Annotated in this window: 22 protein-coding genes; 13 read left to right on the top strand and 9 right to left on the bottom strand. The window is 69.8% G+C overall.

Going from position 1 to position 26,857, the window contains the following annotated elements; translation table 11 throughout:
- The first annotated feature begins 91 nt into the window (after positions 1-91).
- The 3 genes from ubiH to AC3WQA_RS08280 all read left to right on the top strand — a co-directional run bounded on the left by ubiH (position 92) and on the right by AC3WQA_RS08280 (position 3,433).
- Positions 92-1,312, top strand: coding sequence for a 2-octaprenyl-6-methoxyphenyl hydroxylase (gene ubiH / locus AC3WQA_RS08290; protein ID WP_492674600.1), 1,221 nt, complete (start codon positions 92-94; stop codon positions 1,310-1,312).
- Positions 1,309-2,508, top strand: coding sequence for a UbiH/UbiF/VisC/COQ6 family ubiquinone biosynthesis hydroxylase (locus AC3WQA_RS08285; protein ID WP_492674599.1), 1,200 nt, complete (start codon positions 1,309-1,311; stop codon positions 2,506-2,508). Before ubiH ends, AC3WQA_RS08285 begins: the two co-directional genes overlap by 4 nt.
- A gap of 130 nt (positions 2,509-2,638) precedes the next feature.
- Positions 2,639-3,433, top strand: coding sequence for a dienelactone hydrolase family protein (locus AC3WQA_RS08280; RefSeq protein WP_492674598.1), 795 nt, complete (start codon positions 2,639-2,641; stop codon positions 3,431-3,433).
- Positions 3,434-3,585: 152 nt separating this feature from the next.
- Here the strand turns inward: AC3WQA_RS08280 and AC3WQA_RS08275 are convergent, their stop codons facing one another.
- Both AC3WQA_RS08275 and wrbA read right to left on the bottom strand, forming a co-directional pair.
- Positions 3,586-3,924, bottom strand: coding sequence for a DUF2069 domain-containing protein (locus tag AC3WQA_RS08275; protein ID WP_492674597.1), 339 nt, complete (start codon positions 3,922-3,924; stop codon positions 3,586-3,588).
- Positions 3,921-4,517, bottom strand: a complete 597-nt coding sequence (gene wrbA, locus AC3WQA_RS08270) for an NAD(P)H:quinone oxidoreductase (RefSeq protein WP_492674596.1) — start codon at positions 4,515-4,517, stop codon at positions 3,921-3,923. The genes AC3WQA_RS08275 and wrbA overlap by 4 nt, the downstream gene beginning before the upstream one ends.
- A 65-nt stretch (positions 4,518-4,582) precedes the next feature.
- Between wrbA and AC3WQA_RS08265 the strand changes: the two genes are divergently transcribed.
- The 3 genes from AC3WQA_RS08265 to AC3WQA_RS08255 are packed head-to-tail and all read left to right on the top strand — an operon-like array spanning position 4,583 to position 6,581.
- Positions 4,583-5,845 carry a YihY family inner membrane protein gene (locus tag AC3WQA_RS08265; protein WP_492674595.1) on the top strand — a complete coding sequence of 421 codons (1,263 nt, stop codon included), beginning with the start codon at positions 4,583-4,585 and terminating at the stop codon, positions 5,843-5,845.
- A complete protein-coding gene (locus AC3WQA_RS08260) occupies positions 5,842-6,315 on the top strand; it encodes a TlpA family protein disulfide reductase (protein WP_492674594.1) in 474 nt (157 codons plus the stop codon). Before AC3WQA_RS08265 ends, AC3WQA_RS08260 begins: the two co-directional genes overlap by 4 nt.
- Entirely contained in the window at positions 6,315-6,581 is a 267-nt protein-coding gene (locus AC3WQA_RS08255) for an acylphosphatase (RefSeq protein ID WP_492674593.1), read from the top strand. Before AC3WQA_RS08260 ends, AC3WQA_RS08255 begins: the two co-directional genes overlap by 1 nt.
- On the opposite strand, the gene prfA is transcribed toward AC3WQA_RS08255, so the two are convergent.
- Both prfA and AC3WQA_RS08245 read right to left on the bottom strand, forming a co-directional pair.
- Complete coding sequence (prfA, locus tag AC3WQA_RS08250) at positions 6,578-7,657, bottom strand: peptide chain release factor 1 (protein ID WP_492674592.1); 1,080 nt, start codon at positions 7,655-7,657, stop codon at positions 6,578-6,580. The two genes, AC3WQA_RS08255 and prfA, sit on opposite strands and share 4 nt — an antisense overlap.
- A gap of 233 nt (positions 7,658-7,890) precedes the next feature.
- Positions 7,891-8,673 (bottom strand): glutaminyl-peptide cyclotransferase, encoded by a 783-nt coding sequence (locus AC3WQA_RS08245; protein ID WP_492674591.1) that lies wholly within the window; start codon positions 8,671-8,673, stop codon positions 7,891-7,893.
- Between the two features lie 85 nt (positions 8,674-8,758).
- Between AC3WQA_RS08245 and AC3WQA_RS08240 the strand changes: the two genes are divergently transcribed.
- A complete protein-coding gene (locus AC3WQA_RS08240) occupies positions 8,759-10,576 on the top strand; it encodes a monovalent cation:proton antiporter-2 (CPA2) family protein (RefSeq protein WP_492674590.1) in 1,818 nt (605 codons plus the stop codon).
- A 60-nt stretch (positions 10,577-10,636) separates the two neighbouring features.
- The gene (locus AC3WQA_RS08235) at positions 10,637-11,716 is read left to right on the top strand and encodes a glycosyltransferase family 9 protein (protein ID WP_492674589.1); all 1,080 of its coding nucleotides are present in this window, start codon (positions 10,637-10,639) and stop codon (positions 11,714-11,716) included.
- Positions 11,717-11,964: 248 nt separating this feature from the next.
- Here AC3WQA_RS08235 and AC3WQA_RS08230 read toward each other — a convergent pair whose 3' ends face one another.
- Both AC3WQA_RS08230 and AC3WQA_RS08225 read right to left on the bottom strand, forming a co-directional pair.
- On the bottom strand, positions 11,965-15,411 hold the full coding sequence (locus AC3WQA_RS08230; RefSeq protein ID WP_492674588.1) for an ankyrin repeat domain-containing protein: 3,447 nt from the start codon (positions 15,409-15,411) through the stop codon (positions 11,965-11,967).
- A gap of 60 nt (positions 15,412-15,471) precedes the next feature.
- The gene (locus AC3WQA_RS08225) at positions 15,472-15,720 is read right to left on the bottom strand and encodes a YcgL domain-containing protein (RefSeq protein WP_492674587.1); all 249 of its coding nucleotides are present in this window, start codon (positions 15,718-15,720) and stop codon (positions 15,472-15,474) included.
- 196 nt (positions 15,721-15,916) lie between these two features.
- Here AC3WQA_RS08225 and AC3WQA_RS08220 point away from each other — a divergent pair, with 196 nt between their 5' ends.
- On the top strand, positions 15,917-17,419 hold the full coding sequence (locus AC3WQA_RS08220) for an OmpP1/FadL family transporter (RefSeq protein ID WP_492674586.1): 1,503 nt from the start codon (positions 15,917-15,919) through the stop codon (positions 17,417-17,419).
- A 225-nt stretch (positions 17,420-17,644) separates the two neighbouring features.
- On the opposite strand, the gene AC3WQA_RS08215 is transcribed toward AC3WQA_RS08220, so the two are convergent.
- From AC3WQA_RS08215 to putA, 3 genes are all read right to left on the bottom strand, one after another.
- Complete coding sequence (locus AC3WQA_RS08215) at positions 17,645-19,060, bottom strand: coniferyl aldehyde dehydrogenase (protein ID WP_492674585.1); 1,416 nt, start codon at positions 19,058-19,060, stop codon at positions 17,645-17,647.
- Positions 19,061-19,070: 10 nt separating this feature from the next.
- Positions 19,071-19,949 (bottom strand): restriction endonuclease, encoded by an 879-nt coding sequence (locus tag AC3WQA_RS08210; protein WP_492674584.1) that lies wholly within the window; start codon positions 19,947-19,949, stop codon positions 19,071-19,073.
- 199 nt (positions 19,950-20,148) lie between these two features.
- Positions 20,149-23,337, bottom strand: a complete 3,189-nt coding sequence (gene putA, locus AC3WQA_RS08205) for a bifunctional proline dehydrogenase/L-glutamate gamma-semialdehyde dehydrogenase PutA (protein ID WP_492674583.1) — start codon at positions 23,335-23,337, stop codon at positions 20,149-20,151.
- 163 nt (positions 23,338-23,500) lie between these two features.
- Between putA and AC3WQA_RS08200 the strand changes: the two genes are divergently transcribed.
- From AC3WQA_RS08200 to AC3WQA_RS08185, 4 genes are all read left to right on the top strand, one after another.
- Positions 23,501-23,989: a DUF2244 domain-containing protein gene (locus tag AC3WQA_RS08200; protein ID WP_492674582.1), complete on the top strand. Its 489-nt coding sequence runs from the start codon at positions 23,501-23,503 to the stop codon at positions 23,987-23,989.
- A 20-nt stretch (positions 23,990-24,009) separates the two neighbouring features.
- Positions 24,010-24,984, top strand: coding sequence for a cytochrome c oxidase subunit II (gene coxB / locus AC3WQA_RS08195; protein WP_492674581.1), 975 nt, complete (start codon positions 24,010-24,012; stop codon positions 24,982-24,984).
- Positions 24,985-25,067: 83 nt separating this feature from the next.
- The gene (gene ctaD, locus AC3WQA_RS08190; protein WP_492674580.1) at positions 25,068-26,681 is read left to right on the top strand and encodes a cytochrome c oxidase subunit I; all 1,614 of its coding nucleotides are present in this window, start codon (positions 25,068-25,070) and stop codon (positions 26,679-26,681) included.
- 13 nt (positions 26,682-26,694) lie between these two features.
- Positions 26,695-26,829, top strand: coding sequence for a hypothetical protein (locus AC3WQA_RS08185; RefSeq protein ID WP_492674579.1), 135 nt, complete (start codon positions 26,695-26,697; stop codon positions 26,827-26,829).
- Positions 26,830-26,857: the final 28 nt, after the last annotated feature.

The following is a 26,857-nucleotide window of genomic DNA, read 5'->3' as shown; positions in this document are numbered from 1 at the left end:
GCAGCAAGGCGGGAAACAGGGCAACAAGTTTAGCGCAAGGCGCCATGCCGATGCGCCGCCGCGCCGGTGCGGCTCGCGTATCATCCTGCGTATGAATGCCTCCTCATCCCCGGCCGGCGGCGTACTGATCGTCGGCGGCGGCCTGGTCGGCGCCAGCCTCGCCATCGCGCTGGACATGGCTGGCGTGCCCGCCACCCTGGTCGAAGCCGCCGCACCGCGCATCGCCGCGCAACCCAGCTACGACGAGCGCAACCTCGCGCTGGCCCGCGCCACCGTCAACGGCCTGGCCGCGCTCGGCGTCTGGGCGCACGCGGCGTCGCGCGCCACGCCGATCCGGCACATCCACGTCAGCCGCGCGGGTGAATTCGGCAGCGCGCGTATCGACGCGACGAAGCACGGCGTCGACGCGCTGGGCTGGACCCTGCCCGCGCGCGAACTGGGCGCGGCCCTGCTGCGACGGCTGGACGCCTGCATGCGCCTGACCCGGCTCGCACCCGCCAGGCTGGAGGCGCTGGAGCCGCACGCCGCGGGTTGGCGCGCGCATGTCCGCAGCGCCGATGGCGAGCGCGTCGTCGACGCCGCGCTGCTGGTGGGCGCCGACGGCACCGAGTCCTTCGTGCGCGCCCAGCTCGGCATCGAGGCCGAGCGTTACGACTACGCGCAGACCTTGTTCGTCGCCACGCTCACGCCCGAGCGCGCGCACGTCAACCGCGCCTACGAACGCTTCTCCGATGCCGGCCCGGTGGCCCTGCTGCCGCTGGCCGAAGGGCGCTGCGGCCTGGTGCTCACCGTGCCGGCGGAGGCGGCCGAGTCGGTCGCGGCGCTGGACGATGCCGCCTTCCTCGCGCTGGCGCAGCAACGTTTCGGCTGGAAGCTGGGCCGGCTCAGCCGACCGGGCAAGCGCCATCCGTATGCGATCCAGTGCGTGGCCGCGCAACGCCTCACCGGCCCGCGCGCGGTGCTGGTGGGCAATGCGGCGCAGACCGTGCACCCCATCGGCGCGCAAGGCTTCAACCTCGGCCTGCGCGATGCACTGACCCTCGCCGAGCTGGTGGCCGGTGCCGCCGATCCGGGCGCTGCCGCACTGCTGGCCGGCTATGCCGCGCGCCGCGCGCCCGACCGCGAAGGCACCATGGCGATGAGCCATGGCCTGGTGCGCCTGGCGTGCCTGGAACAACCCCTGCTCGCGCCGCTGCGCTCGCTGGCGCTGCTGGCGCACGATTGCCTGCCGCCGCTGCGCAACCGGCTCGCCCGCCACGGCATGGGCTTCCGCGGCACGCCGCCGCGCGCGGTGCTGGAGCGGCTGCCGTGAGCGCGCTGCCCGAACGGCGCCGCGCCCCGGCATTGGACGTGGCCGTGGTCGGCGGCGGCATGGTCGGTGCCGCCGCCGCGCTGGCGCTGGCCCGCGCCGGCTTCGCCACCGCCTTGCTGGAAGCGCGCGCGCCGACGCCGTGGCGCGTGGAGGATGAAGTGGATCTGCGCGTGGTCGGGCTGGCGCCATCCTCCATCGCGCTGCTGGACGAGCTGGACGTCTGGACGTCCATCCGCTCGGCGCGCAGCGGCCCCTACGCGCATATGCATGTCTGGGACGCCGGGAGCGGCGCGGCGATCCACTTCGATGCCGCCGACGCGGGCCGCGACCTGCTCGGCCACATCGTCGAGAACAGCCTGGTGCAGTGGACGCTGTGGCAGGCGCTGGAGGCGGCCGGCGTGCGGCGACTGTGCCCGGCCGAGGTGCGCGGCATCGAGCCGCGCGAGGATCGGGTGACGCTGGAACTGGCGGACGGCGACAGCCTGGCCGCGCGCCTGCTGGTGGCGGCCGATGGCGTGGCCTCGCCCCTGCGCGGCATGCTGGGCATCGCCACGCGCGGCCGCGACTACGCGCAGCGCGCGGTGGTGGCGCACGTGGCCACCGAGCGCGCGCACGCGCAGACCGCGTGGCAACGCTTCCTGCCCGGCGGCCCGCTGGCGTTGTTGCCGCTGGCCGACGGGCGCAGCTCCCTCGTGTGGTCGCTGCCCGAGGCCGAGGCGCAGCGTGTGCTGGCGCTGGATGATGCCGCCTTCATGCGGGAACTCGGCGTGGCCAGCGACTTCCGGTTGGGTCGTGTGCTCGCCACTACGCAGCGCGCGGCCTTTCCGCTGAAGCTGCAATTGGCGCAGAGCTACCAGGCCGAACGCTGCGTGCTGCTGGGCGACGCCGCCCACGCGGTGCATCCGCTGGCCGGGCAGGGCGTGAACCTGGGACTGCGCGACGTGGCCGAGCTGCGCGACGTGCTGGTCGAGGCGCGCGACGCTGGTCGCGATGTCGCCGCAGCCCATGTGCTGCGCCGCTATGCGCGCCGCCGGCGCAGCGCCGACACGCTGGATGCACGCGGCTTCGACGTGCTGGCGCGCATCTATGCCTGGCGGTCGCCGCCATTGGTGGCCGCGCGCGGGCTGGGCGTGCGCCTCGTCGACCGGCTGGCGCCGCTCAAACGTCGCCTGGCGGAGCATGCCGCCGGCCTTTGATGATGTGTTTTTGCGTTCGTCCGCGAACGCGAAAGGCAGACGGACGGCCATGCTTGGAAGCACGCTTCACGAAAAGCCGCTTCTGGCCGAGTTCCATCGCTACCCAGGCTCTACCGAGGAGGTTTTCGCCATGCGCCATATCCGATTTCTCGCCACCTTCCTGCTCGCCGGTTTCGCCTTTGCCGCGCAGGCGAAGATGGTGCATCGCCCGGTGGAATGGACCCAGGGCGGCACGCGTTTCCACAGCGTGCTGGTCTACGACGACGCCAGCGCCGCGAAACGCCCCGGCCTGGTGATGGTGCCGAACTGGTTCGGTGTGAACGACGAGGCGGTCAAGAAGGCGGAGATGATCGCTGGCAAGGATTACGTGATCCTGCTCACCGACATGTACGGCGCCGACGTGCGGCCGCAGCTGGACAACGCAGACCAGGCGCAGGCTGCGGTGAAGCCGCTGTATGCGAATCGCGGGCTGATGCGGTCGCGCATCAACGCGGCGCTGGTGCAGCTCAAGGCGCAGGCCAAGGATGCGCCGATCGACACCACGCGGCTCGCCGCCATCGGCTTCTGCTTCGGCGGCGCGGCCGTGCTCGATCTTGCGCGCAGCGGCGCGGCCGTCGCCGCCGTGGTGTCCTTCCACGGCGACCTCTCCAGCGACGACGCGTCGATGGCCAGGCACATCAAGGCGCGCGTGCTGGCGATGAACGGCGCCGACGACAGCTGGACGATGAAGGACGCCGACGCGTTCATGGCGGAGATGCGGCAGAGCCCCGCCGACTGGCAGTTCGTGGTGCTCGGCCATGCCGTGCACTGCTTCACCGAGGTGGGCGAGCACGCGCCGGGCTGCCAGTACGACGCCAAGGCGGCAGCGCGCAGCTATGCGTTGATGCGCGCCTGGCTGGACGCGGCATTCGCTGCGCGGCCGTGAGTCGGAGCCGATGAAGATTGCCACGTCCTGTGGAAATCTTCATCGGCGCGTCCGGTGCATGCCCGTACGCGCCTCCGCAGATCAATCGCTTGCGTGATGGATCTGCGTCCGGCCCGCCGTGGCCGGGCTTCGAGGCTGAAAATCACCGCCTCTCACCGGCGCGGGCGTCGCGCGCCGGCGCCGAGGCTGCCGATCAGGAGCAGGGTCAGGGCGATCTCGATGAGCGCCAGCGCGCGCTCGGTCGGCGCGCTCCAGGCCTCGGCCACGCCGTGGCAGAAGTAAAACAGCGCGAGGATGCCCGCCCACAGCAGGGCGCGGGCCGGGCGGCGCAGCGCGAGTGCCGGCAGCAGCAGCGGCACCACGGCCAGGCCCAGTACCAGGGGCGTCGGCAGGCGGGTCGGCGGCAGCAGCCAGCCGTGCCAGAGTACCTGCAGCGCCACCAGCGCGAACCACGCGACGAAGCCGGTTTTTTGCGCGGCGTAGGGACTCATGCGCCGGCCGCCTGCTTGCGCGCGACTTCGGCGAGGCGCCGGCCCAGTGCGCGTGCCAGCGTGCGTTCGTGCTCGCTGATCGGCTGCTCGCCCGTGGTGCCGGCGACGTGGCTGGCGCCGTAGGGTGTGCCGCCGCTCGCGGTGGCGCCGAGCGCCGGCTCGGTGAACGGGATACCCACCAGCAACATGCCGTGATGCAGCAGCGGCAGCGCCATGCTCAGCAAGGTGGCTTCCTGGCCGCCGTGCATGGTGCTGGTGGAAGTGAACAGCGCGGCGGGCTTGCCGACCAGGGTACCGCTGGCCCATTCGGCGCCGGTGCTGTCCAGGAAATGCTTCATTGGCGCGGCCATGTTGCCGAAGCGGGTGGGGCTGCCCAGCGCCAGCCCGCTGCACTCGGCCAGATCCTGTTTCGTCGCGTAGGGCGCGCCGTCTTCCGGCACCGGCGGTTGCGCCACCTCGGTGACTGGCGCCACCGGCGGCACCTGGCGCAGCCGCGCGCCGGCGCCGGCCTCTTCGATGCCGCGTGCGATCAGTCGCGCAAGCTGCGCGGTGTGGCCGCTGCGGCTGTAGTAGAGGACGAGGATGTCGTGCATGCGGGTGGGCGCGTTGCGATGGATGCGCTAGTGTAAGGCGAACTTCCGCGCCGCCCACGATCCGCATGAAGCATCGCTACGACCGCGATCACCTGACGAGTTTCGGCCGCTTCCTGTGGCAGCGCTTCGTCGACGACAAGTGCTTCGAGACGGCCGGTGCGCTGTCCTACACCACGCTGGTGTCGCTGGTGCCGTTGTCGGTGGCGGTGCTGGCGGTGTTCGCGGCGTTTCCGGCGTTCGAAGGCGCGCGCGCGACCTTGCTGGGCTTCGTCTTCCGCAACTTCGTGCCGGCGGCCGGCGCCACCGTGCAGGAAGCCCTGCTGGCGTTCGCCGCCAATGCGAGCAGGCTCACCGGCATCAGCGTGCTGGTGATGCTGGCCAGCGCGCTGTCGATGATGGTGAGCATCGAGGATCGATTGAACCGGATCTGGCGCGCGCGGCAGCGGCGCAGCTGGGTGTCGCGGCTGCTGCTGTACTGGGCAGCGCTCACGCTGGGGCCGATTCTCGTGGTGGGCGGCATCGCGCTGGCTTCCTATGCCACGGCGGTGCCGCTGTTGCAGGCGGCGGCGGGGCACTGGGTGAGCATGGGGCAGCGCCTGCTGGCGCTGCTGCCCTTCGTGGCAACCTTCGGCATGTTGTGGCTGATGTTCGTGCTGATCCCCAATTGCCGGGTGTCGCGGCGCAACGCCGCGCTCGGCGCGCTGCTGGGCGCCGTGCTGTTCGAGGTGGCGCGCTGGGGCTTCGCGCTGTTCGTGCGGCACGCGCAGAACTACCAGGACATCTACGGCGCGCTGGCAGTGATCCCGGTGTTCCTGCTGTGGATTTATCTCTCCTGGGTGATCGTGATACTGGCCGCTTCCATCGCTGCCGCGGTGGCGGCGTTCGACTACCAGGCGCCGGCGGAAATGCTGCCTGAGGGTGCGGAGTTTCTCGGCCTGCTGGTGGTGCTGCGGTATTTTGTCGAGGCCCAGCGCCGCGGCGCCAGCGTGGATGCCGATGCGCTGTGCGCCGGCGAGCCGCGCCTGTGCGGTGCGCGGGTGATGGGTTATCTCGACGAGCTGCAAGGCGCGGGGCTGATCCAGCGCGGCGATACTGGCTGGCTGCTCAGCCGCAGCCTGGACAGCACCGACCTGCTGCGGCTGTACCAGCACGGTCATTACCGCCTGCCGCTGGAACCGCGCGCACTGGTGCGCGAGCTGGGCCTGCGCCTGCCGGAGGCGATGCTGGCGATGCTGGCGGAACTGGCCGTCACGCTGCAGGCTGGGCTGGGCCGCACCTTGGCGCAGGTCTACCCGCCACCCGCTCCACCGAACGAGGCTTCCCCATGAACAAGCTCACCTGGCTGGCCGTGGCGCTGCTGGCGCTTGCCGCGCCGCTGCACGCGGCGATGCCGGCGCATCCGGCGCTGCATGTCACGACGCTCGATGGCCGGCACTTCGACCTGGGCGCGCAGCGCGGGCACTGGGTGATCGTCAATTTCTGGGCCACCTGGTGCGTGCCCTGCATCAAGGAGATGCCTGCGCTGTCGCACTATGTCGCCACGCATCCGGACGTGCGTGCCATCGGCCTGGCCTATGAGGACAGCGAGGCGGCCGACATCGAGGCCTTCCTCGGCAAGCATCCGGTGAGCTATCCGGTGGCGCAGGTCACGCTGGACAAGCCGCTGCAGGATTTCGACGAGCCGCGCGGCCTGCCGACGACGTACCTGATCGCTCCCGGCGGCACGGTGGCCGCGCACTTCCTCGGCCCGATCACGCCGGCGCAACTGGATGCGGCCATTGGCAAGGGCGCGCACTGATGGCCGCCGCGCACTTCCTGGTGAGCGGCCGGGTGCAGGGCGTGGGCTACCGCGCCGCCACCCGCGTACAGGCGCTGGCGCTGGGGCTCGCCGGCTGGGCCGTCAACCGGCCCGACGGGCGCGTCGAGGTGGTGGCCGAAGGCGGCGACGCGGCGCTCGACGCACTGGCGGCCTGGCTGCGGCAAGGCCCGGCCCTGGCGCGGGTGGATGCGGTGGAGCGCACGGCGCTGCCGGCGCAGGGCTGCGCCGGCTTTCGCGCCGGTTAATCGTTGCCCAGCGCCTGCAGGGCGTCGGTCTGCTGCTCGCGGGTGAGCGTGTCGATCAGCTCGTCCAGATCGCCCTGCAGGGTTTCGGGCAGGCGATACAGCGTGAGGTTGATGCGGTGGTCGGTGATGCGGCCCTGCGGGAAGTTGTAGGTGCGGATGCGCTGGCTGCGGTCGCCCGAGCCCACCTGCAGGCGACGCTCCTGCGCTTGCGCCGCCGCCTGTTTCGACTGCGCCGCGTCGGTGAGGCGCGCCTGCAGCAGGCTCATCGCGCGGGCGCGGTTCTTGTGCTGGCTGCGCTCGTCCTGGCATTCCACCACCGTGCCCGTCGGCAAGTGCGTGATGCGGATTGCCGAGTCGGTCTTGTTGACGTGCTGGCCGCCCGCGCCGGAGGCGCGGAAGGTGTCCACCTTGAGCTCGGCAGGGTTCAGCGCGATGGCGTCGATCTCGTCCAGTTCGGGCAGGATCGCCACGGTGGCGGCCGAGGTGTGGATGCGTCCTTGCGACTCGGTTTCCGGCACGCGCTGCACGCGGTGCGTGCCCGATTCGAACTTCAGCCGCGAGTACGCCCCCTTGCCCTCGACGCGCGCCACGATCTCCTTGTAGCCGCCGTGCTCGCCCTCGTGCGCGTTGAGGATTTCCACCTGCCAGCGCCGTCGCTCGGCATAGCGCGCATACATGCGGAACAGGTCGCCGGCGAAGATCGCCGCCTCGTCGCCGCCGGTGCCGGCGCGGACTTCCAGATACAGGTTGGCCTCGTCGCGCGGGTCTTTCGGCAACAGCAGGAGCTGCAGCGCGCCGTCGAGTTCGACGAGGTGCGCCTCCAGCCGCGCGATGTCGTCGGCGGCCAGCTCGGCCAGTTCGGGATCGTTTGCCAGCGCGCGCGCTTCGGCCAGTTCGCGCAGCGCGCCTTCGTGCGCGCGCAGCGCGGCCACCACGGGTTCGAGCTGGGCGTATTCGCGCGACAGCTCGCGGAAGCGCGTGCCGTCGGCCAGCACGTCGGGCTGGGCCAGCAGCAGGCCCAGCTCCTCGTGGCGCTCGGCGAGGGTTTCGAGTTTCTTGCGGATGGAGGGCGTCATGAGCGTTTCGGGGGCCGGGCCGGGGTTGAATGGCGCAAACCCTCGGCGGCAGGCGAAGGGCGCTGGTGGGGCCGCCGGGCCGACGGATTGTAGCCGGCGGCTGAACGCCTGGGAAAAACCCGTCTGCCTGCCGCGACTGTCGCGCCGCGCGACGGCGTGCGGATTTTCACCGGCGCCGGGCGGGGAGCGTGGCGCCGGGCGTGCCGGCGGCACGACGGACGACGCGGGCGGCGTCAGTGCGCGTGCTGGGGCGCGACGAGCTTGATCTCGTAGAGCCTGGGCCAGCGTTTGCCGGTGACGAACAGGCGGTCGCGCGCCGCATCGTAGGCGATGCCGTTCAGCACGTCGTTGGTGGGGTCGGCCAGCGTGCTGGCGGGCGGCACCAGACCCGCCAGCTCGATCCAGCCCAGCACCTTGCCGCTGGCCGGATCGATGCGCGCGATGCGCGTGGTGAGCCACACGTTGGCGTAGATCTCGCCCTTCACCCATTCCAGCTCGTTGAGGTTGGCGAGCGGCTGGCCGTCGGCGGTGACCTGGATGCTGCCGGTCTGTTTGAGCGTGGCGGGGTCGAGGATGCGCAGGGTCGGCGTGCCGTCGCTCATGTACAGGCGCGTGCCGTCCGAGGTGAGCGCCCAACCCTCGCCGGGATACGCGAAGCGCGCCTCGGGCTTGAGCGTGGCGAGGTCGTAGAGGAAGCCTTCGTGGTTCTGCCAGCTGAGCTGGATCAGCTTGTCCCGCCATACCGCGATGCCTTCGCCGTAGTCCGGCCACGGCGTGGGGGTGGATTGCAGCACCTTGCCGGTGGCCAGCTCCACCTTGCGCACGCTGGAGGCGCCGATCTGGCCGGTGCTTTCGTACAGGTGGCCGTCCAGATACAGCAGGCCCTCGGTGTAGGCATGCGTGTCGTGCGGGTAGCTGTGCACGACGCGGTAGCCGTAGACGGGGATGGCGGCCTGCGCGGGCGGCGGGGCGGCCAGGGCGATGGCGAACGCGGCGAGGGCGGCAAGGATTTTCATGCCCGGATGATCCCACGCCCGGTGTCGACGCGGCAGTGTCACCCGCACGTGGAATAATCGGCGAGGCGCAGCGAGGGAGGTACGGATGGACGGTCAGCATTTCCTCAAGGTGGCGGTGGTGTTGCTGCTCTCCACGGTGGTGATCGTGCCGCTGACCCGCCGCTTCCGGCTGGGCGCGGTGCTGGGTTACCTTCTGGCCGGCATCGCGATCGGCCCGCAGGCGTTGGGGCTGGTGCGCGACACCGGCGGCATCGCCGCGATCTCCGAGTTCGGCGTGGTGCTGATGTTGTTCGTGATCGGCCTGGAGCTGTCGCCGCGCCGCCTGTGGGTGATGCGCCGGCAGGTGTTCGGTACCGGCCTGCTGCAGGTGCTGGCCACCAGCCTGGCGATCGGCGTGCTGGGCTGGCGCCTGGCCGGGCTCGTGCCTGGCGCGGCACTGATCGTGGCCGGCAGCCTGGCGCTGTCGTCGACCGCGTTCGGCCTGCAGATCCTCGCCGAGCGCAAGGAGGCCGGCTCGGCCTACGGTCGGCAAGCCTTCGCGATCCTGCTGTTCCAGGATCTGGCGGCGATCCCGCTGATCGCGATGGTGCCGCTCCTGGCCGCGAGCACGGCGCGCCACGGCTTCGACCTCGGCGGCACGCTGCGCGCGGTGGGCATGATTCTCGCCGTGGTGGTCGGTGGCCGTTATCTGCTGCGCCCGCTGTTCCGCTTCGTGGCGAAGGCGGACACGGTGGAAGTGGCCACCGCCACCGCGCTGCTGGTGGTGATGGGCGTGGCGCTGCTGATGGAGCTGGCCGGCATGTCGGTGACGCTGGGCGCTTTCCTCGCCGGCGTGCTGCTGGCCGACTCGGAATACCGCCACGAGCTGGAATCGCACATCGAGCCGTTCAAGGGCCTGCTGCTCGGCCTGTTCTTCGTCAGCGTGGGCATGGCGATGGACATGTCGCTGCTGCTGCGCGAGCCGTGGCTGGTGCTGGCGCTGGTGGCGGCGCTGCTGCTGGTGAAGGGTGCCGTGCTGTGGCCGCTGGGGCGCTATCTGGGTGCGCTCGACGCCGGCGACGCGCTGCGCCTCACCGCGCTGCTGGCCTGCGGCGGCGAGTTCGCCTTCGTGGTGCTCAAGCTTGCCGGCGAGCAGGGCCTGCTCAGCGCGCGCCAGCACAGCCTGCTGGTGCTGGCGATCACCGTGTCGATGGCGTCGACGCCGCTGCTGGTGGCGATGCTGGCCAGGTTGCTGGGCGCGCGCAAGGCGAGCAAGCCGGTGCGCGAGTACGACGCCATCGTGACGGCGCCGCCGCGGGTGATCGTGGCCGGTTACGGCCGCATGGGCCAGATCGTGGCGCGCCTGCTGCGCGCCGAGGGCGTGCCCTTCGTGGCGCTGGATCACTCCGCCGAGCAGATGGACATGATGCAGCGCTTCGGCCGCGGCAACGACACCTTCTACGGCGACCCCGCGCGCCCGGAGCTGCTGCGCGCCGCGCAGGCCGGCAAGGCCGAGGTGTTCGTGCTGGCCATCGATGACGCCGAATCCGCGCTGCAGGTGGCGCGCACGGTGCGCCGGCTGTACCCGCAGCTGAAGATCGTGGCGCGCGCACGCAACCGCCAGCATGCCTGGCGCCTGATGGATCTGGGCATCCACGAGCCGGTGCGCGAGACGCTGTATTCCAGCCTGAAGCTGGGCGAGCAGGTGCTGCAGGGGCTGGGCTTCGACGAGGCACGCGTGCACACCCGGGTGGAGCGCTTCCGCCAGCAGGATGCCGAGCTGCTCAAGGCGCAATACCTCGTCTACGACGACGAGGCCAAGCTGGTGCAGACCACACGCGAGGCGCAGGCCGAACTGGATCGGCTGTTCGAGGCCGATGCCAGGCCGCAACGCGACGCGGAGAACAGCCACGCGCCCGGCTGAAGCGCGTAACGCAATTTCTTGCCGTCAACGCGGCGCCGTGTTTGGCGTTGCTCTTGCGACATGGCCTACTGCGCGCATCCTCTCGTCATCCGTTTTGGCCGTCTCGGCGACAGCGTGCTGTTGCAGCCGCTGCTGCAGCAGTTGCACCGGCGATACGGCCAGCCCTGCGACCTGCTCGCCATCGGTGACTGGCCGTCGGCCTTGTATGCGGGGCGGCCCGAAGTGGGCCGGATCGTGGCACTGCAGTCGCCGCGACGGCTGTTGCTGCTGAGCCCGGAGCGCCTGCGCGCCATCGGCTGGTTGCGCCAGCGTCGCGCCGCGCCGGTCTATGTCTGCGAACCGCAGCCGCGTGCCTTGTTGCGGATCGAGCACATGCTCGACCTGGCCGGCGTGCCGGCGGCGCACCGCGCGTATTTCACCGACCTGCCGCTGCGCGAGGGCGAGCATTGGGTGGATCACCTGCTGCGCTTCGGCGATGTGCTGCCGCCGGCCTTCCGTGACTGCGTGTCCGCGCCGCAGGAAGCGACCACCGGCTTGCCTGCACCGCGCCTGCAGGCCACGGCGGAGGCCCGCGACGATGGCCGGCGCTGGCTGCATGCGCGGCGGCTGGATGGCCGTCCACTGGTGCTGCTGCAACCGGCCAACAAACGCAGCCTGCGCTGGAACGGTGTGCGGGCACTGGACGATGACGACAAGGCCTGGCCGGTGCAGCACTGGGCGGCCCTGGCCTGGGCCATCGGCGAGGCGCTGCCCGAGGCGCGGGTGCTCCTGTGCGGCAGCCCGCGCGAGGCGGCTTACCTGGAAGGCATCCGCGCGTTGGCCGCCAGCGACGCGGTGACGGTGGCGGCGGACGATCTGCCGTTGCCGCGCCTGATGGCCCTGCTGGAGTGCGCGCACAGCATGGTGTCGGTGGACACCGGGCCGGCGCACCTGGCAGCGGCGCTGGGTTGTCCGCTGGTGGTGTTGTTCGGCGGCGCCGCGCCAGCGCATTGGGCACCGCGCCCCGTGCCGGGCGGTGTGGTGCGGGTGCTGGGTGGCGCGACGCGCGATGCGCGCGTCGCGGCGCTGGGCGTGGAACAGGTGGCCGCCGCGTGGCGCACCCTTGTGCCGCGCCGTGCGAACCCGGGCGTCGCGGCCTGAGGGATCGTGAATTTTCAAACCCGAAGCCCGGCCTCGGCTGGCCGGACGTGCATCAGTCACGCAAGTGACCGGTTCATGGCGATGAGTCCGGGCACGTGCAGGGCTCGCCGATGAGGCGTTCCGCAGGCAGCGGAACGCCTCACAAGCTCCAGAGCGACGGCAAAAAACCGTCCATCCGCGGCGGCCGCCACCGGGGGTGCCCGGCGACGCCCTTGCGACGACAGTCGAATCCTTGCGGGCGGCGGCGCCTACTCCGCCGATTGCGCCGGCTGGCGCAGGGTCTGCCGCACGCTGGGGATGGCGTTGCCAGCGCGTGCGGTGAGTTCGTGGGCGATGTCCACGTAGCCGAGTTGGCGGGCGACGTCGGCGGCGGTGCGGCCGAAGGCGTCGGTGGCGCTGCGGTCGGCGCCGCGCGCGAGCAGCAGACGCGCCGAGGCCAGCAGGGCGTGCATGGCGCAGGCGTGCAGCGCGGTGACGCCGCGCTGGTCGGCGTGGTTGACGTCGGCGCCGGCTTCCAGCAGCACCGGCAGCAGCGCGCCGAGGTGGGTGGCGTCGCAGGCGCTGCCCGGGCGCAGCCGCGCACCCAGCAGCAACAGCAGCGCGGTGTCGCCTTCGGCATCGGCGAGGTTGATGGTCGCGCCCTGCTTGAGCAGGGCGTCGAGCAGGCGCCGCGCGCGCAGGCTGTCGTTATGTTCGGCGCCGAACTGGGCGGCGGCGTGCAGGGCGCTGTGGCCGCGCGCGTCGACCGCGTCGATGGCGGCGCCGTGGGCGAGCAGGGCTTCGGCCAGCGCGGGGTGGCCCGTCGCGGCGGCGATCATCAGCGCGGTGGTCTGGTTGGGCAGGCGCTGGTCGACGGCGACGCCGTGGGCCAGCAGCAGGGCGACCGTCGCCTCGCGTCGCGCGGTGACGGCGGCGGCGAGCGGGGTGACGCCGCTGGCCGCCGGCAAGGCGGCGTCGGCGCCGGCGTCGAGCAGGTGGCGTGCGATCTCCTGGTGGCCGGCGCCGCAGGCGTGCAGCAGGGCGCTGGCGCCGTGGGCATCCACCGCGTCCACCGCGAAGCCGAGTTCCAGCAGGCGTTGCACGGCGACGGCGGCACCGGCCTGGGCGGCGGCGGGCAGGTCGTCGGCGCGCAGCGGGCGACGCGGGCGCGACCAGTTGCCCCAGTCCAGCCAGCGCTCGATCAACGGGTGCTCCAGCGCAAGACCGAGCGGGGTTTCGCCGTTGGCGTCGGCGGCTTCGGCGTCGGCGCCGTGGATGACCAGGGCACGCACCAGCGGCAGCGCGGCCGCGCCGTGTTCCAGCGCGGCGAACAGCGGCGTGCGGCCGTCGCGGTCGCGGCTGTCCGGGTTGGCGCCGCGCGCCAGGAGGGCTTGCAGCAGCGCCAGCTGGTGGTTGGCGGCGGCCAGGTGCACGGGTGTGCGGCCGCGTGCGTCGGTGCCGAAGGGGTCGGCGCCGCGTTCGAGCAGGTCAAGCAGCAGCGCGGTGTGCTGTGGGGCGTTGCCCAGGTGCAACAAGGCCTGGGCGAGGAGGCCGGCACCGGCGGGCGAGGCGCCGGCATGCAGGAGATCGGTCAGGGCCTCGCTGGCGGCGGGCAGCTGTGGCAGCAGGGCGTCGAACAGGCGGCGACCCAGCGCTTGCGGGGCGTCGGTGTCGTCTTCGCCGGCGGGCTGCGCGGCGAGACGTGCCTCGGGGTCGAGGCCGTGCCCGAGCAGCCAGCGCCGTGCCTCGGCCAGCCCCGGCTGGGCAAGGTCGAGGTAGAGCTGTGCCAGCTCGGCCGGCGGCCAGTCGCGCACGCGCGCGGCGAAGCCGGAGACGACGGCCCAGTGGCCGAAACGCAGGGCATCGAGCAGGTGGGTGGGGGTGTCGGCGCCCTCGGCGAGCGCGGCATCGCCGAGGTTGGCCGGCAGCGGCGTTGCCGGGTCGAGCAGGGCGACCAGATCCCAGCGGCCGGCGGCGGCGGCGTGGTCGAGCGCGCTGCGGCCGTCGAGGCCGGGCGCCTTGGGTTCGGCACCCAGCGCGAGCAGGGCACGCACGGTGTCGGCGTGGGCGCGTGGCGACTGGCAGGCGAGGGTGAGCGCGTCGCGTCCCAGCCGGTCGCGCTGGCGGGCGTCGGGCTGCGCCTCGGCCAGCAGTTGCACGATCTCGACCGCGCCAGCACGCGCGGCTTCCATCAGCGCGGTGTTGTCGTGGCGATCCACCAGGTGGACGTCGGCGCCGGCGGCACGCAGCGCGCGGGCGATGGCGAGGTGGCCTTCGCCCGCGGCCACCAGCAGGGCGCTGCGGCCCTGGGCGTCCAGGGCGTTCACCGCGGCGCGGTGCTTGAGCAGCAGCTTGATGCCGGCGGGATCGTCGTCGGCGATGCCGGCGGCGGCCACCAGGGCGGGCTCGCCGTTGGCGGGGGCGGGCTTGGCGCCGTGTTCGAGCAGGAACTTTGCCAGCGGCCAGTTGGCGGCGCGGCAGGCCACGGCGAGCGGGCTGGCGCCGGCCTTGTCCAGCGCGTTGATCGCGGCGCCGGCGTCCAGCAGCATCGCTGCCACGATGGGTTCCTCGCTGAGTACCGCGCCGTGCAGCGCGCTGCGTCCTTCGGCGTCGGTGGCCAGCGGATCGGCGCCATTGGCGAGCAGGGTCATCACCGCCTCGGCGCGGCCGTGCCAGCTGTCGCGGGTGGCGGCGAGCAGGGTGGTGAGGCCACCGCTGTGCTGGTTGACGTCGGCGCCCTTGGCGATCAAGGCGCGCAGCAGGCGGGTATCGGGCAGCAGCGCGGCGAGCATCAGCACGGGGCGCTGGTCGCGATCCTCGGGCGGCGGCGCGGTGGCTGGATCGGCGCCGGCCGCCACCAGTGCCAGGGCGCGTTCGATGTCGCCCGCGCGGGTGGCGGCGAGCAAGGCGGCGGCTTGTTCGGGCGTGCCGGCGGTGCTTTCTTCGGCGCTCAGCGGTTCGCCCGCTGGCGGGCTTGGCACGGCGTCGATGGCGACCACGCCGGTGGCAACGGGCGCGCCCTCGCGCTGATCGCACAAGAGCGCGCGCAGAGTGCGGTTGGCTACCACCAGGCAGCCCAGCGGCAGCAACACGACGCCATACAGCGCCAGCGCGGCGATGCGGATTTCCGATGGCAACATGCCGTACAGGCCGGACAGCGCGATGGCGCACCAGGTGAGCGCGAGCAGGGCCAGCGAGGCGGGCAGGAAGTGGCTGAAGAAACGCTCCTCGCGCGCGAGGTGGCGGCCAAACATCAGGCTGCGCAAGGTGGCGGTGAAGATCCACGAGCCGTCGTGCCGGGCCGGATAGGCGTCGTCCCACACGAACACCAGGCCGAACGCTGGCCATGGCCGCCACAGCACCGCCAGCGCCAGCGCCAGCGTGGCCACCAGCATCAGCGCGGCGGGCAGGCCGTGCGAGTCATGCAGCGCCAGCATCGGCCAGGCCACCAGCGCGAACACGATGGCCGCGTAGGCGGTGAACATCACCAGATGCGCCGCGCCACGGCGCAGCACGGTACGCGCGAAGCTGGGCTCAGGGTCGAAACCGATGGCGTGGCAGACCGCGGCCATGGTCAACGCGTTGGCGGTCAGCAGCGGAATCAGGGTGAGTGGGTGGGCGGCCAGGCCGGCCAGCGCCACGGCGATCAGCCCGGGCAGGAACCAGGCGAGGGATTGCAGCGGCGAGTGGCGGCGGAGGGCTTTGGTCGAGGTCATCGGCACAGTATAGGAATCGTGGCGAGGCCAGTCGGTAACCTCGCGTTAACGCGCCGCGCTTCAGCCGGGCAGCGTGCCCGGTGGCAGCTGCAGATGCCAGCCTTGGTCGCGCAGGTTGGCCAGTACGGTGGCGGTGTCCTCGCGCGGCAGCCGACGGGTTTCATCCAGTTGCAGCGCCATCACGAAGCGCAGCTCGCCCGTCATGGCGCGCAGCGGCGCGGGCAACGCGTCGAAGCCGTCGCGCTGGGCCAGCCACAGATAGGTGTCGGGCTGCTGGCGGCTGGCGTAGACGAAGCAGGAGAGGGACATGGACGTCTCGACGTAGCGGGGCAATCGGCGATTATGAATGATGACGATGGTTGTTCCGGCAATTGCTGCGCCAGCACTTGCAAGCCCTTGGCGCAACGTGCACAGTTCGGGTGAGTATGTTAAACACCTGTATGAATTCCGTAGGAACTTCATGCAGGCCGCCCGCAACCATTCGCCCGATACGCAGGAGCACGCGATGCACAAGTCTTTCCGTTCCCTCACTGGCGCTGCCCGTCCGCTGACGCTCGCCGTACTGGCCGCGGCCGTCGCGGGTGCCCTGGTGGCGCCGGACATGGCCCATGCCAGCGCCTTCCAGTTGAAGGAAAACAGCACCCAGGGCCTGGGCCGCGCCTATGCTGGTTCGGCCACCGCCGGTGGCGACGTGTCGGTGGTGGAAAACGCACCGGCGGCGATGAGCGACCTTGACGGCACCTACGTGCAGGCCGACGTCACCGCGATCAATTTCAGCGCCAAGTTCAGCGGCAGCGCACATGACGTGCTCGGCAGGCCGATCAGCGGTGGCAATGGCGGCGACGCCGGCACCACGCTGCCGGTGCCCGCGCTGGCGATCGCCACCAAGGTCAGCGACCGGGTGAACCTTGGTTTCGCTCTCGACGCGCCCTTTGGTTTCCAGACCGAGTACGACCGGAACTGGATGGGCCGCTATGACGCGGTCGAGACCAAGCTGCAGTCGCTCGACGCCACGCTGTCGGCCTCGTTCAAGATCAACGACCAGTGGAGCGTGGGCGCCAGCGCGATTGCCGAGCGCACCAGCGCCACGCTGACCAACGCCATCAACTTCAACGCCGTGGGCCTGGGCATCCAGCAGGGCATCGGCGCCAAGACGCAGGCTGCCGTGGCGCAGATCCAGGCCGCCGCTGCCGCCGGCCAGATTTCGCCGGCGCAGGCCGCCGGCATGATCCAGGCCGCCGTGGCCCAGGGCCAGGCCGCCGCCGCTGGCGTGGCCGCGATGACACCGCCTGGCGTGGACGGTTTCGCCAAGGTCAAGGGCAACAACTGGGCCTGGGGCTGGCAGCTGGGCACCTACTGGAAGCCCACCGCGAATGATCGCGTGTCGCTGAACTACCGCTCCAAGATCACTCACGACATCGACGGCACCGCCAACTTCACCGTGCCCGCCGGCTACAGCCTGCTGCTGACCAACCCGCAGCTGGCCGCCAGCATCCCGCCGTTTGCGAACACCAGCGGCAAGGCGCGCCTGACCAATCCGGCCGTGGCCACCCTGAGCTACTGGCACCACGAGGATCAGTTCGGCATCGGCGGCGACGTGGCTTGGACGCAGTGGAGCGTGATGCGCCAGCTCACCCTGGCTTACCCGAACCCGCTGCAGCCGACCACGGTGCTGCCGTTCAACTGGCGCGACACCCTCTACGTCTCGGTGGGCGGCGAATACTACGCCACCGACAAGCTGACCCTGCGCGCTGGCTTCGCCATCGACCAGGCGCCGATGACCGCCACCAACCGCGATCCGCGCGTGCCCGACGGCGCCCGCCGCATGGCCAGCTTCGGCATCGGCTACAAGGCCAACGCGAACTTCTCGATCAACGCCTCGTATGCGCACATCTTCGTCAGCCATGCCGGCGTGAACGGCTCCACCAGCTCCACCGGCGACGTGCTCGCCGGCAGCTTCGACGACTACGGCAACCTGCTCAGCCTGTCGGCGCAGTACAAGTTCTGATGGCTTTCAGGCCGTCGCAAGACGGCCTGAAAGCGCGATCCACGGATGGATCGCGCGCGGGTCGATCGCATTCGCGATCGACCCGCGGAGCCGGGGCCGGACGCAGTTCGGCCTCCGCGAGTCGGGAAAGTGCACGACAGCACTTTCCCGACATCAGACAATCGCTCGGGCATCAGTTCTGAAAAGGCCTCCTCGTTCGCGCGGAGGCCTTTTTCTTGAAACGCGTCAACCGCGCTTGAGCAGCAGCTCCAGCATGCGCCGGAAGCGCGCCCCGTAGGGCGGATTGAGCAGGCCCGCGCCGTTCCAGCGCGCTTGCCGGAACACTGGTTTGAAGTGCGAGAACGTGCGGAAGCCGGCCTCGCCGTGGTAGCCGCCCATGCCGGAGGCGCCCACGCCGCCGAAGGGCAGGCCGTGCTGGGCGATGTGGAAGATCGTGTCGTTGAGCGTGACGCCGCCGGCGTGGGTTTGCGCCAGCACGCGCTCGATCAGCGTCTGATCTACCTCGAACAGGTACAGCGCCAGTGGGTGCGCTCGTGCGGTGATGAAGGCGATGGCTTCGTCCAGCGTGTCGTAGGGTACGACCGGCAGCAGCGGACCGAAGATTTCTTCCCGCATCACCGGCATGTCGTCGCGCACGCCGGTCAGCAGCACCGGTGGCAACAGACGGCGCGCGGCGTCGGGCGCGGCGTCGCTCAAGGCTTCGATGCTGGCGCCGGCGGCTTGCGCGTCGTCGCGCAGCGCGGATAGCCGCGCGTAGTGGCGGTCGCTGGCGATGCTGGCGTATTGCGCGTTGCGCGCGAGATCGGGATACAGCCGTGCCGTGGCGGCGCGCGCGGCGGCGATGAATTCCGCCATCTGCGCGCGCGGCAGCAGTACGTAGTCGGGTGCGATGCAGGTCTGCCCGGCGTTGACCAGCTTGCCGAATACGATGCGCTCGGCGGCTTGTTCCAGCCGCGCGCCGGGGCCGAGGATGGCGGGTGACTTGCCGCCCAGTTCCAGCGTCACCGGGGTGAGGTTGGCACTGGCAGCGCGCATCACGTGGTGGCCCACCGCAGTGGAGCCGGTGAACAGCAAGTGGTCGAACGGCAGTGCGGCGAAGGCTTGGCCCACGGTGGCATCGCCGTTCACCACGCACACTTCGTCATCGCGGAAATGCCTGCCTACCAGCTCGGCGAACAATGCCGAGAAGCGCGGCGTGTATTCGCTCATTTTCAGCATCGCGCGGTTGCCGGCGGCGAGTGCATCCACCAGCGGCCCCACGGCCAGGTACAGCGGGTAGTTCCACGGCACGATGATGCCGACCACGCCCAGTGGCTGCGGGCGCAGCTCGGTGCGCGCGGGCAGGAAGGCGAGGCCGGCCAGCCGTCGCTGCGGCCGCATCCAGCGCCGGCCGTGGCGCAGCGCGTGGCGGATCGCCGACAGGCTGGGGAAGATTTCCAGCAGCTCGGTTTCCTCCGTCGGGCGGTTGCCGAAGTCGGCGTGGATGGCCGCAACGATGGCTTCGCGCTGCGCGCGCAGCAGGGTCTCCAGCGCACGCAGCCGGCGAACACGTTCGGGCCAGCCGGGCAGCGGCTCGAGCGCCTGCGCGGCGCGCAGGCGTTGCAGCGTGCTGGCAAGATCGGTGTTCGTGGCGTCGTGCATGGCGTTTTGCTCAGGATTCGCGGCGGAATTCGTCGAAGAAGGCGTGATCGATCTCGTAGATCGTTTTCGGCTTCACGCCAATCAGCTTGTCATGGAAAAGCTCGATCAGCTGCTCGCCGTCGATCAGCTCAATCGGCACCACACCATCGCGGGTGGCTTCGGCCTCGGCATCCGGAGTGAAGCGGCCGGTGGTGATGAACACGCCCTTCTCTGCGCGGCCAAGCAGCGCGTTGCGGAACTCGCCCACCGCACTGCGCGTGACGACATCCTTGTAGCGCTTGGCCTGGAACGCCACGCGCAGGCTCACGAAAGGGCTCAGGCGCAGTAGGCCGTAGCCGTCGATGCCGCCGTCGGGCGAACGCTGGGTGACCTCGACCTCCTCGAACCCGTGCTCGCGCAGCAGGCGGCCACAGATCAGCTCGAAGCCGTACGGCGGCAGGGATTTGAGGACGTCGAGCAAGCTGAGATCTTGTGACTCTTCAGGTGGCTCAGCGTCGACCAGGTCGGGCTCAGGATGAGGCTCCGCTGATGCGTGCTGCTTGCGCTCGGATTGTTGAACCTTTACCCGGTCGAGAAATATGGTTCGCGCAGCATCCTCGTCGAGGTGAGTCTTCCATCCCAGCGGGCTAAGGGTCCAGATACCGCGCCGACCGTCGTCCAGCAGGCCTTGCCACACCAAGTACTGGCGTGCCCATTGCACCTGGTTGTGGAAACGATTGGCGCCGGACTTGATGGTGGCTTCGGTGATGGCGTGCGGGAGGTTCAACTCGCGCGCGATCCAGCGGGACACTTCTTGCGGTTTGGCCGAACCGCCAAGCGCACGCAGACAATCGAGCAGGGGTCCCATCCAGCGGGTGAACTCGGTTCGCCCTTTGTTCTGTCGTGGCATGCCAACGCTCCTTGCAATGGCATGCAACGTACTCGCTGCATCGGCACCATGGCAATGCCGAAGAGTCCACTTACGTCCCCCTCTCCCCCAAGCCCGGCTTGGGGGAGAGGGGGACGGGTGCGAGGCTTTCCCGAATCCCGAATCCCGAATCCCGAATCCCGAATCCCGAATCCCGAATCCCGAATCCCGCGCCTAAGGCTTACTCGCCGATCGTCAGCAACGACGCGTTGCCGCCGGCGGCGGTGGTGTTGATGGTGAGCGTGCGCTCGCCGGCGAAGCGCAGCAGGTAGTGCGGGCCGCCGGCCTTGGGGCCGGTGCCGGAGAGGCTTTCGCCGCCGAACGGCTGCACGCCGACCACCGCACCGATCTGGTTGCGGTTGACGTAGCAGTTGCCGACGCGGGCGTGGCTGCGGATGTATTCCACGGTGTCGTCGATGCGGCTGTGCACGCCAAGCGTGAGGCCGTAGCCGGTGGCGTTGATCTGCTCGACCACCTGGGCCAGCTCGCTGCCCTTCCAGCGGACGATGTGCAGTACCGGGCCGAACACTTCGCGGGTCAGCGTGGCGAGCGACGGAATCTCGTAGGCGCGCGGGGCGAAGAAGGTACCGTTGGCGGTGGTCGCCGGATCGAGTGGCACTTCGGCGATCTTCTTCGCCTCCTTGTCCATGCGCGCGGCGTGCTCGACCAGGATTTTTTTCGCGTCCTCGTCGATCACCGGGCCGACATCGGTGGACAGCTGGCCGGGGTCGCCGACCTTCAGCTCGGCCATCGCGCCGGCGAGCATACCGACCACCTTGTCGGCGATGTCCTCCTGCACGAACAGCACGCGTGCGGCCGAGCAGCGCTGGCCGGCGGACTGGAACGCCGAGGCGATCACGTCCTTGACGATCTGCTCGGGCAGGGCGGAGGAGTCGGCGATCATCGCGTTCTGGCCGCCGGTCTCGGCGACCAGCGCGGCGATCGGCGCATTGCGCGCGGCCAGCGCGCGGTTGATCGCCCAGGCGGTCTCGGTGGAGCCGGTGAAGGCCACGCCGGCCACGCGTGGGTCTTTCGTGAGCGCGGCGCCGACGGTGGCGCCATCGCCTGGCAGGTACTGCAGCACGTCGACCGGCACGCCGGCCTCGTGCAGCAGTTTCACCGCGGCATGGCCGATCAGCGAGGTCTGCTCCGCCGGCTTGGCGATCACGCTGTTGCCGGCAGCCAGTGCGGCGCTGACCTGGCCCAAGAAGATCGCCAGCGGGAAGTTCCACGGGCTGATGCAGACGAACACGCCGCGGCCGTTGAGGAACAATTGATTGCTCTCGCCGGTGGGGCCGGGCAGCTGCTCGGGCTGGCCGAACAGGCGGCGCGCCATGGTGGCGTAGTAGCGCAGGAAATCGGCCGCCTCGCGGACCTCGGCGATGGCGTCGGGCAGGCTCTTGCCGGCCTCGCGCACGCACAGCGCGATGAACTCGGCGCGGCGCGCTTCGAGTTGTTCGGCGGCGTGTTCGAGGATCGCGGCGCGGCTGGCGGCAGGCAGGCGATCCCAGTCGGGCTGGGCGGCGACGGCGTTGGCCAGCGCCTGGTTTACCAGGGTGGCGTCGGCGGTCACGTAGCTGCCGACCACCTGGCGGCGGTCGGCGGGATTGGTGACCTGCACGGTGGTGCCGTTGCCCTTGCCGCCGGGTACCAGCGGTGCGGCGTTCCATGGGCCGGCCTTGGCGTTGACGGCTTCGGCGAGTGCCTTGAGTTCGTTGTCGTTGGAGAAGTTGATGCCCATGGAATTCTTCCGAGTTACCGAATTGGAATGCTGCGCAAGCGCAGCATTGTCGCCATAGAGATTGACCGGCAGGGGGATGCGCGGGTGGGGAATGGACGCGAAGCGGCGCACCGTCTCGCAGGGGTCGGCGACCAGCTCGCGAACCGGCAGGGTCTCGTCCACCACGCGGTTGACGAAGCTGGTGTTGGCGCCGTTCTCGAGCAGGCGGCGCACCAGGTACGGCAGCAGGTCTTCATGGGTGCCGACCGGCGCGTACACACGGCACGGCACGTTCAGGTTCTGCGGGCCGATCACCTCGGCGTACAGGTCGGTACCCATGCCATGCAGGCGCTGGAACTCGAACGGACGGCCGCGCGCGATGTGGTGCACGGCGGCGATCGAGTGCGCGTTGTGGGTGGCGAACTGCGGGTAGATCAGCTCGATGCCGGCGTCGAACAGCTTGCGCGCGCAGGCCAGGTAGGACACGTCGGTGTTCGGCTTGCGCGTGTACAGCGGATAGCCGGCCAGGCCCTGTTCCTGCGCGCGCTTGATCTCGGCGTCCCAGTAGGCGCCCTTGACCAGGCGCACGTACCAGCGACGCTTGGCGCTGCGCGCGGTCTCGACCAGCCAGTCGATCACGAACGGGGTGCGTTTGGAGTAGGCCTGCACCACGATGCCGAGGCCGTTCCAGCCTTCTAACGACGGATGGGCGAATACGTCGCCAATGATGTCCAGCGAGAGTTCGAGCCGGTCGGCTTCCTCGGCGTCGACCGACAGCGCGATGCCTTGCTTCATCGCCAGCTGCGACAGCTCCAGCAGTTTCGCGGTGAGCAGGCGCCGTGCGTCTTCGCGCTTGGCCACCTCGTAGCGCGGGTGCAGCGCGGACAGCTTCACCGAGATCGACGGCGCGTCGGTATGGTTGGCGAACGGGCCGCGTGCGCCGATACGGCCGATGGCGCGGCGGTAGTCCTCCTGGTAGCGCTCGGCGGTCTCGGCGGTGAGCGCGGACTCGCCCAGCATGTCGTAGGAGTAGCGGTACACCGCGTATTCCTTCTTCGCGCAGCGGTCCAGCGCCTCGTCGATGGTCTGCCCCATCACGAACTGGTGGCCCATGATGCGCATCGCCTGGCGCACGGCGAGGCGGATCGCCGGCTCGCCGGCACGACCGACCAGCCGCTTCAGCGCGCCGGTGAAATCGTGGCGGGTGTCTTCGGCCAGCTGCACCAGGTGGCCGGTCAGCATCAGGCCCCAGGTGCTGGCGTTGACGAACAGCGACTCGCTCTGGCCGAGGTGCTTCTTCCAGTCCGCCTCGCCGAGCTTGTCGCGGATCAGCTTGTCCGCGGTGGCCTTGTCCGGGATGCGCAGCAGTGCCTCGGCCACGCACATCAGCAGCACGCCTTCCTCGCTGGACAGGTCGTACTGGCGCATGAAGGACTCCACCGCGCTCTGGTCCTTGGCTCGGGCACGCACGCGGGTAACCAGGCCGGCGGCGACGTCGATCACCTGCTCGTGCTCGGCGGGCGGCAGGGTGGCCTGGGCCAGCAGGTCGTTGACGGCTTCGGTCTCGTCGCGCAGCCAGGCGGCGGTGATGCGCGCGCGCGCGGGCGAGCCGTCGGCAGGGAGTTCGGGGCGGAGAATGGCTTGGGTCACGATGGACACTGGTCTAAGTGTGGGGAACGCGCGATTGTACGCTCGCGACCAGGGGCTTGCTGTGCCGGTTTCGCGCACTGATACAGCTCAAGTCCCTGCGACAATCTTGCCCATTGCGCTTTGGCGACCTATGATCCCGGTGTTACTGGCATGCCGGGTCTCCATGATCGTGCTACGACCAGCCGCCGCCGGCTCGCCGCGCGTGACGCTGTGGCTCCGGCCCCAGCGCACGCTCAGTCGTCGCGGTCTGCGTCGGCTCATCGCGGTGTTGGTGTTGCTGGTGCTGTCGACGGCTGTCCTCGGCGCGTGGCAGGGCAATGTGTTCGCCCCGCTGTTTGCCTTGGTCGAGTCGGCGGCCATGGCCATCGCCTTGGGTGTGGCCTGGCGCGCCGGCGACCGCAGCGAACGCATCACTCTCGACGACACGTCGCTGGAGGTGCGCTGGTTGCCGGGCCGGCAGCGTGCGCGATTCCAGGTGGCCTGGGTGCGGGTGCGGTTGGAGGAAGGGGAAAACGGATGTCGTCGCCTGCTGCTGTGTTCGCACGGGCGCGAGTGTGAAATCGGGCGGTTTCTGGCCGAACAGGAACGCTCCGAGCTGTTGCGCAAACTCAAGCTGCTGCTGGATGGGGTGAACGGCCAGCGGCGCGGATAGGTTCAACAAAGGGCGAGAGCATGACATCTGGCAGTATCGGGACTGGGGGCGTCGGGCCGCACAAGGGCATCCGGCGCATCGTTGCCGTCGTGGCCATCTTGGCGCTGGCGCTGGTCGCGGGCGTGGCGCAGGCCGATCCGCACCCCTGGCAGCTCAATATGGAGCGCGGGGTGAGCACGTGGTCGGGTGAGCCCTATTTCCTCAACAACGTCTCGCTGATCGTCTGCACGGTGATCGGCATCCTGGTCTATGGCGCGATGTTCATTGCCATGTTCCGTTTCCGCAAATCGCGCGGCGCGGTGCCGGCCAAGTGGTCGCACAACACCGCGGTGGAAGTCGTCTGGACGGCCATCCCGGTCATCATCCTGGTGGTGTTGGCCTGGATGTCCACCGGCGGCTTGGTCAGCTTCGCCAACACCTCCGGCTCGCAGCTGACAGTCAAGGTCACCGGCTACCAGTGGAAGTGGCGCTACGACTACGTCGACTATCAGGGCAAGGCGATCAGCAAGGTCGACTTCATGTCCAAGCTCGATGCGGACTCGGACAAGACGCGCCAGCTGCGCTCCGGCCTCGATCCGTATGCGGTGAAGACCGGCGACGAGAACACCTATCTGCTGAACGTGGACAAGCCGCTGGTGCTGCCGATCCACACCAAGGTTCGCTTCATCATCACCAGCGAGGACGTGATCCACTCGTGGTGGGTGCCGGCCTTCGGCTGGAAGATGGATGCGATTCCTGGCGTGGTCAACGCGGCTTGGACCAATATCAACGAGGCCGGCACCTATCGCGGCCAGTGCGCCGAGTTGTGCGGTCAGGATCACGGCTTCATGCCCATCGTGGTGAAGGCCGTCTCGCAGGAGGACTTCGCCAAGTGGCTGGCCGCGCAGCAGCAGGCGTCCGCGCCGGCTCCGGCCGCGCCCGCCGCCGCCAGCACCGCCGCCGCCCCGGCCACCGCGCAGGTGACGCCCGCGTCGGCGCCCGGCGAGCACGGCTGACGGCGCGCCGCGCCATCCCATTCATTGCGGAAGCAGCCGTTCGCGGCTGCGCCACCAGACATACCAGGTAGAGGTGCAAGGCCATGGCCCACGAAGCCACCCACGATCACCACGACGAGCATCACGCACCGCAGGGCTTCTTCCAGCGCTGGGTGATGTCCACCAACCACAAAGACATCGGCACGCTGTATCTGATCTTCTCGCTGACGATGTTCTTCATCGGCGGCAGCTTCGCCATGGTGATCCGCGCCGAGCTGTTCAAGCCCGGCCTGCAACTGGTGCAGCCGTACTTCTTCAACGAGATGACCACCATGCATGCGCTGGTGATGATCTTCGGCGCGATCATGCCGGCCTTCGTCGGCCTCGGTAACTGGATGATCCCGCTGATGATCGGCGCGCCGGACATGGCGTTGCCGCGCATGAACAACCTGTCGTTCTGGATCCTGCCGTTCGCCTTCCTGCTGATGCTCTCCACGCTGTTCCTGCCCGGCGGCGCGCCGGCCGGCGGCTGGACGATGTACCCGCCGCTGTCGCTGCAGATGGGCTCGCTGGCCTACGTGGTGTTCGCGATCCACCTGATGGGCATCAGCTCGATCATGGGCGCGATCAACATCATCGCCACCATCCTCAACATGCGCGCGCCGGGCATGGATCTGCTGAAGATGCCGGTGTTCGTGTGGAGCTGGCTGATCACCGCCTTCCTGCTGATCGCGGTGATGCCGGTGCTGGCTGGCGCGGTGACCATGCTGCTCACCGACAAGTACTTTGGCACCAGCTTCTTCAACCCGCACGGCGGCGGCGACCCGGTGCTGTACCAGCACATCTTCTGGTTCTTCGGCCACCCCGAGGTCTACATCATGATCCTGCCCGCGTTCGGGATCATCTCGGAGATCGTGCCGACCTTCGCGCGCAAGCCGATCTTCGGCTACAAGGCGATGGTGTACGCGATCGCCTGCATCGCCTTCCTGTCGTTCATCGTGTGGGCGCACCACATGTTCGCGGTGGGCATGCCGCTGGGCGCGGACATCTTCTTCATGTACGCCACCATGCTGATCGCGGTGCCCACCGGGGTGAAGGTGTTCAACTGGGTGGCCACCATGTGGGGCGGCTCGATGACCTTCGAGACGCCGATGCTGTTCGCCATCGCCTTCATCATCCTGTTCACCATCGGCGGCTTCTCCGGCCTGATGCTGGCGCTGGTGCCGGCCGACTTCCAATACCACGACACCTACTTCGTGGTGGCGCACTTCCACTACGTGCTGGTGACCGGCGCCGCGTTCGCGATCATGGGCGCCACCTACTACTGGCTGCCCAAGTGGACTGGCCATATGTACAGCGAGTTCTGGGGCAAGGTGCACTTCTGGTGCTCCACGATTTTCGTGAACGTGCTGTTCTTCCCGCAGCACTTCCTGGGCCTGGCCGGCATGCCGCGACGCATCCCGGATTACAACGTGGCCTTCGCCAACTTCAACATGATCAGTTCGATCGGCGGCTTCCTGTTCGGGTCCTCGCAGCTGATCTTCCTGGGCGTGATCGTGCACTGCGCGTTCTTCTCGAAGAAGAAGGCCGCCGACCGCGCGTGGGAAAGCGCCAAGGGGCTGGAGTGGACCATCCCGTCGCCGGCGCCGCACCACACCTTCGAGGTGCCGCCGGTGGTGCGCGATGAAGAGCTCGCGCATGGCCACGTGAACGATTGACGGACGCCGGCCAATGACCGACCTCAGCCATGACGGGCAGTTCGAGCGGCGGCGCCGGCGCGGTGTGCGCCGCACGGTGACGGTGCTGGCCATCGTGGTCGGCGCGTTCTACCTGCTCTCGTTCGCCCAGATCCTGTCGATGAAGTAATCGCGGCGATCCGCCGTCGCGTTCGGTG

The organism is Rhodanobacter sp. FW106-PBR-R2A-2-24, from assembly GCF_058789615.1.
Note: the sequence above shows the minus strand (reverse complement) of the source record. Positions and strands in the feature narration are given on the sequence as shown.

Coding starts and splice junctions, on each gene's coding strand:
- ubiH (WP_492674600.1), top strand. CDS start 92: ATGAATGCCTCCTCATCCCCGGCCGGCGGCGTACTGATCGTCGGCGGC.
- AC3WQA_RS08280 (WP_492674598.1), top strand. CDS start 2,639: ATGCGCCATATCCGATTTCTCGCCACCTTCCTGCTCGCCGGTTTCGCC.
- AC3WQA_RS08275 (WP_492674597.1), bottom strand. CDS start 3,924: ATGAGTCCCTACGCCGCGCAAAAAACCGGCTTCGTCGCGTGGTTCGCG.
- wrbA (WP_492674596.1), bottom strand. CDS start 4,517: ATGCACGACATCCTCGTCCTCTACTACAGCCGCAGCGGCCACACCGCG.
- AC3WQA_RS08265 (WP_492674595.1), top strand. CDS start 4,583: ATGAAGCATCGCTACGACCGCGATCACCTGACGAGTTTCGGCCGCTTC.
- AC3WQA_RS08260 (WP_492674594.1), top strand. CDS start 5,842: ATGAACAAGCTCACCTGGCTGGCCGTGGCGCTGCTGGCGCTTGCCGCG.
- AC3WQA_RS08255 (WP_492674593.1), top strand. CDS start 6,315: ATGGCCGCCGCGCACTTCCTGGTGAGCGGCCGGGTGCAGGGCGTGGGC.
- prfA (WP_492674592.1), bottom strand. CDS start 7,657: ATGACGCCCTCCATCCGCAAGAAACTCGAAACCCTCGCCGAGCGCCAC.
- AC3WQA_RS08245 (WP_492674591.1), bottom strand. CDS start 8,673: ATGAAAATCCTTGCCGCCCTCGCCGCGTTCGCCATCGCCCTGGCCGCC.
- AC3WQA_RS08240 (WP_492674590.1), top strand. CDS start 8,759: ATGGACGGTCAGCATTTCCTCAAGGTGGCGGTGGTGTTGCTGCTCTCC.
- AC3WQA_RS08235 (WP_492674589.1), top strand. CDS start 10,637: ATGGCCTACTGCGCGCATCCTCTCGTCATCCGTTTTGGCCGTCTCGGC.
- AC3WQA_RS08230 (WP_492674588.1), bottom strand. CDS start 15,411: ATGACCTCGACCAAAGCCCTCCGCCGCCACTCGCCGCTGCAATCCCTC.
- AC3WQA_RS08225 (WP_492674587.1), bottom strand. CDS start 15,720: ATGTCCCTCTCCTGCTTCGTCTACGCCAGCCGCCAGCAGCCCGACACC.
- AC3WQA_RS08220 (WP_492674586.1), top strand. CDS start 15,917: ATGCACAAGTCTTTCCGTTCCCTCACTGGCGCTGCCCGTCCGCTGACG.
- AC3WQA_RS08215 (WP_492674585.1), bottom strand. CDS start 19,060: ATGCACGACGCCACGAACACCGATCTTGCCAGCACGCTGCAACGCCTG.
- AC3WQA_RS08210 (WP_492674584.1), bottom strand. CDS start 19,949: ATGCCACGACAGAACAAAGGGCGAACCGAGTTCACCCGCTGGATGGGA.
- AC3WQA_RS08200 (WP_492674582.1), top strand. CDS start 23,501: ATGATCGTGCTACGACCAGCCGCCGCCGGCTCGCCGCGCGTGACGCTG.
- coxB (WP_492674581.1), top strand. CDS start 24,010: ATGACATCTGGCAGTATCGGGACTGGGGGCGTCGGGCCGCACAAGGGC.
- ctaD (WP_492674580.1), top strand. CDS start 25,068: ATGGCCCACGAAGCCACCCACGATCACCACGACGAGCATCACGCACCG.
- AC3WQA_RS08185 (WP_492674579.1), top strand. CDS start 26,695: ATGACCGACCTCAGCCATGACGGGCAGTTCGAGCGGCGGCGCCGGCGC.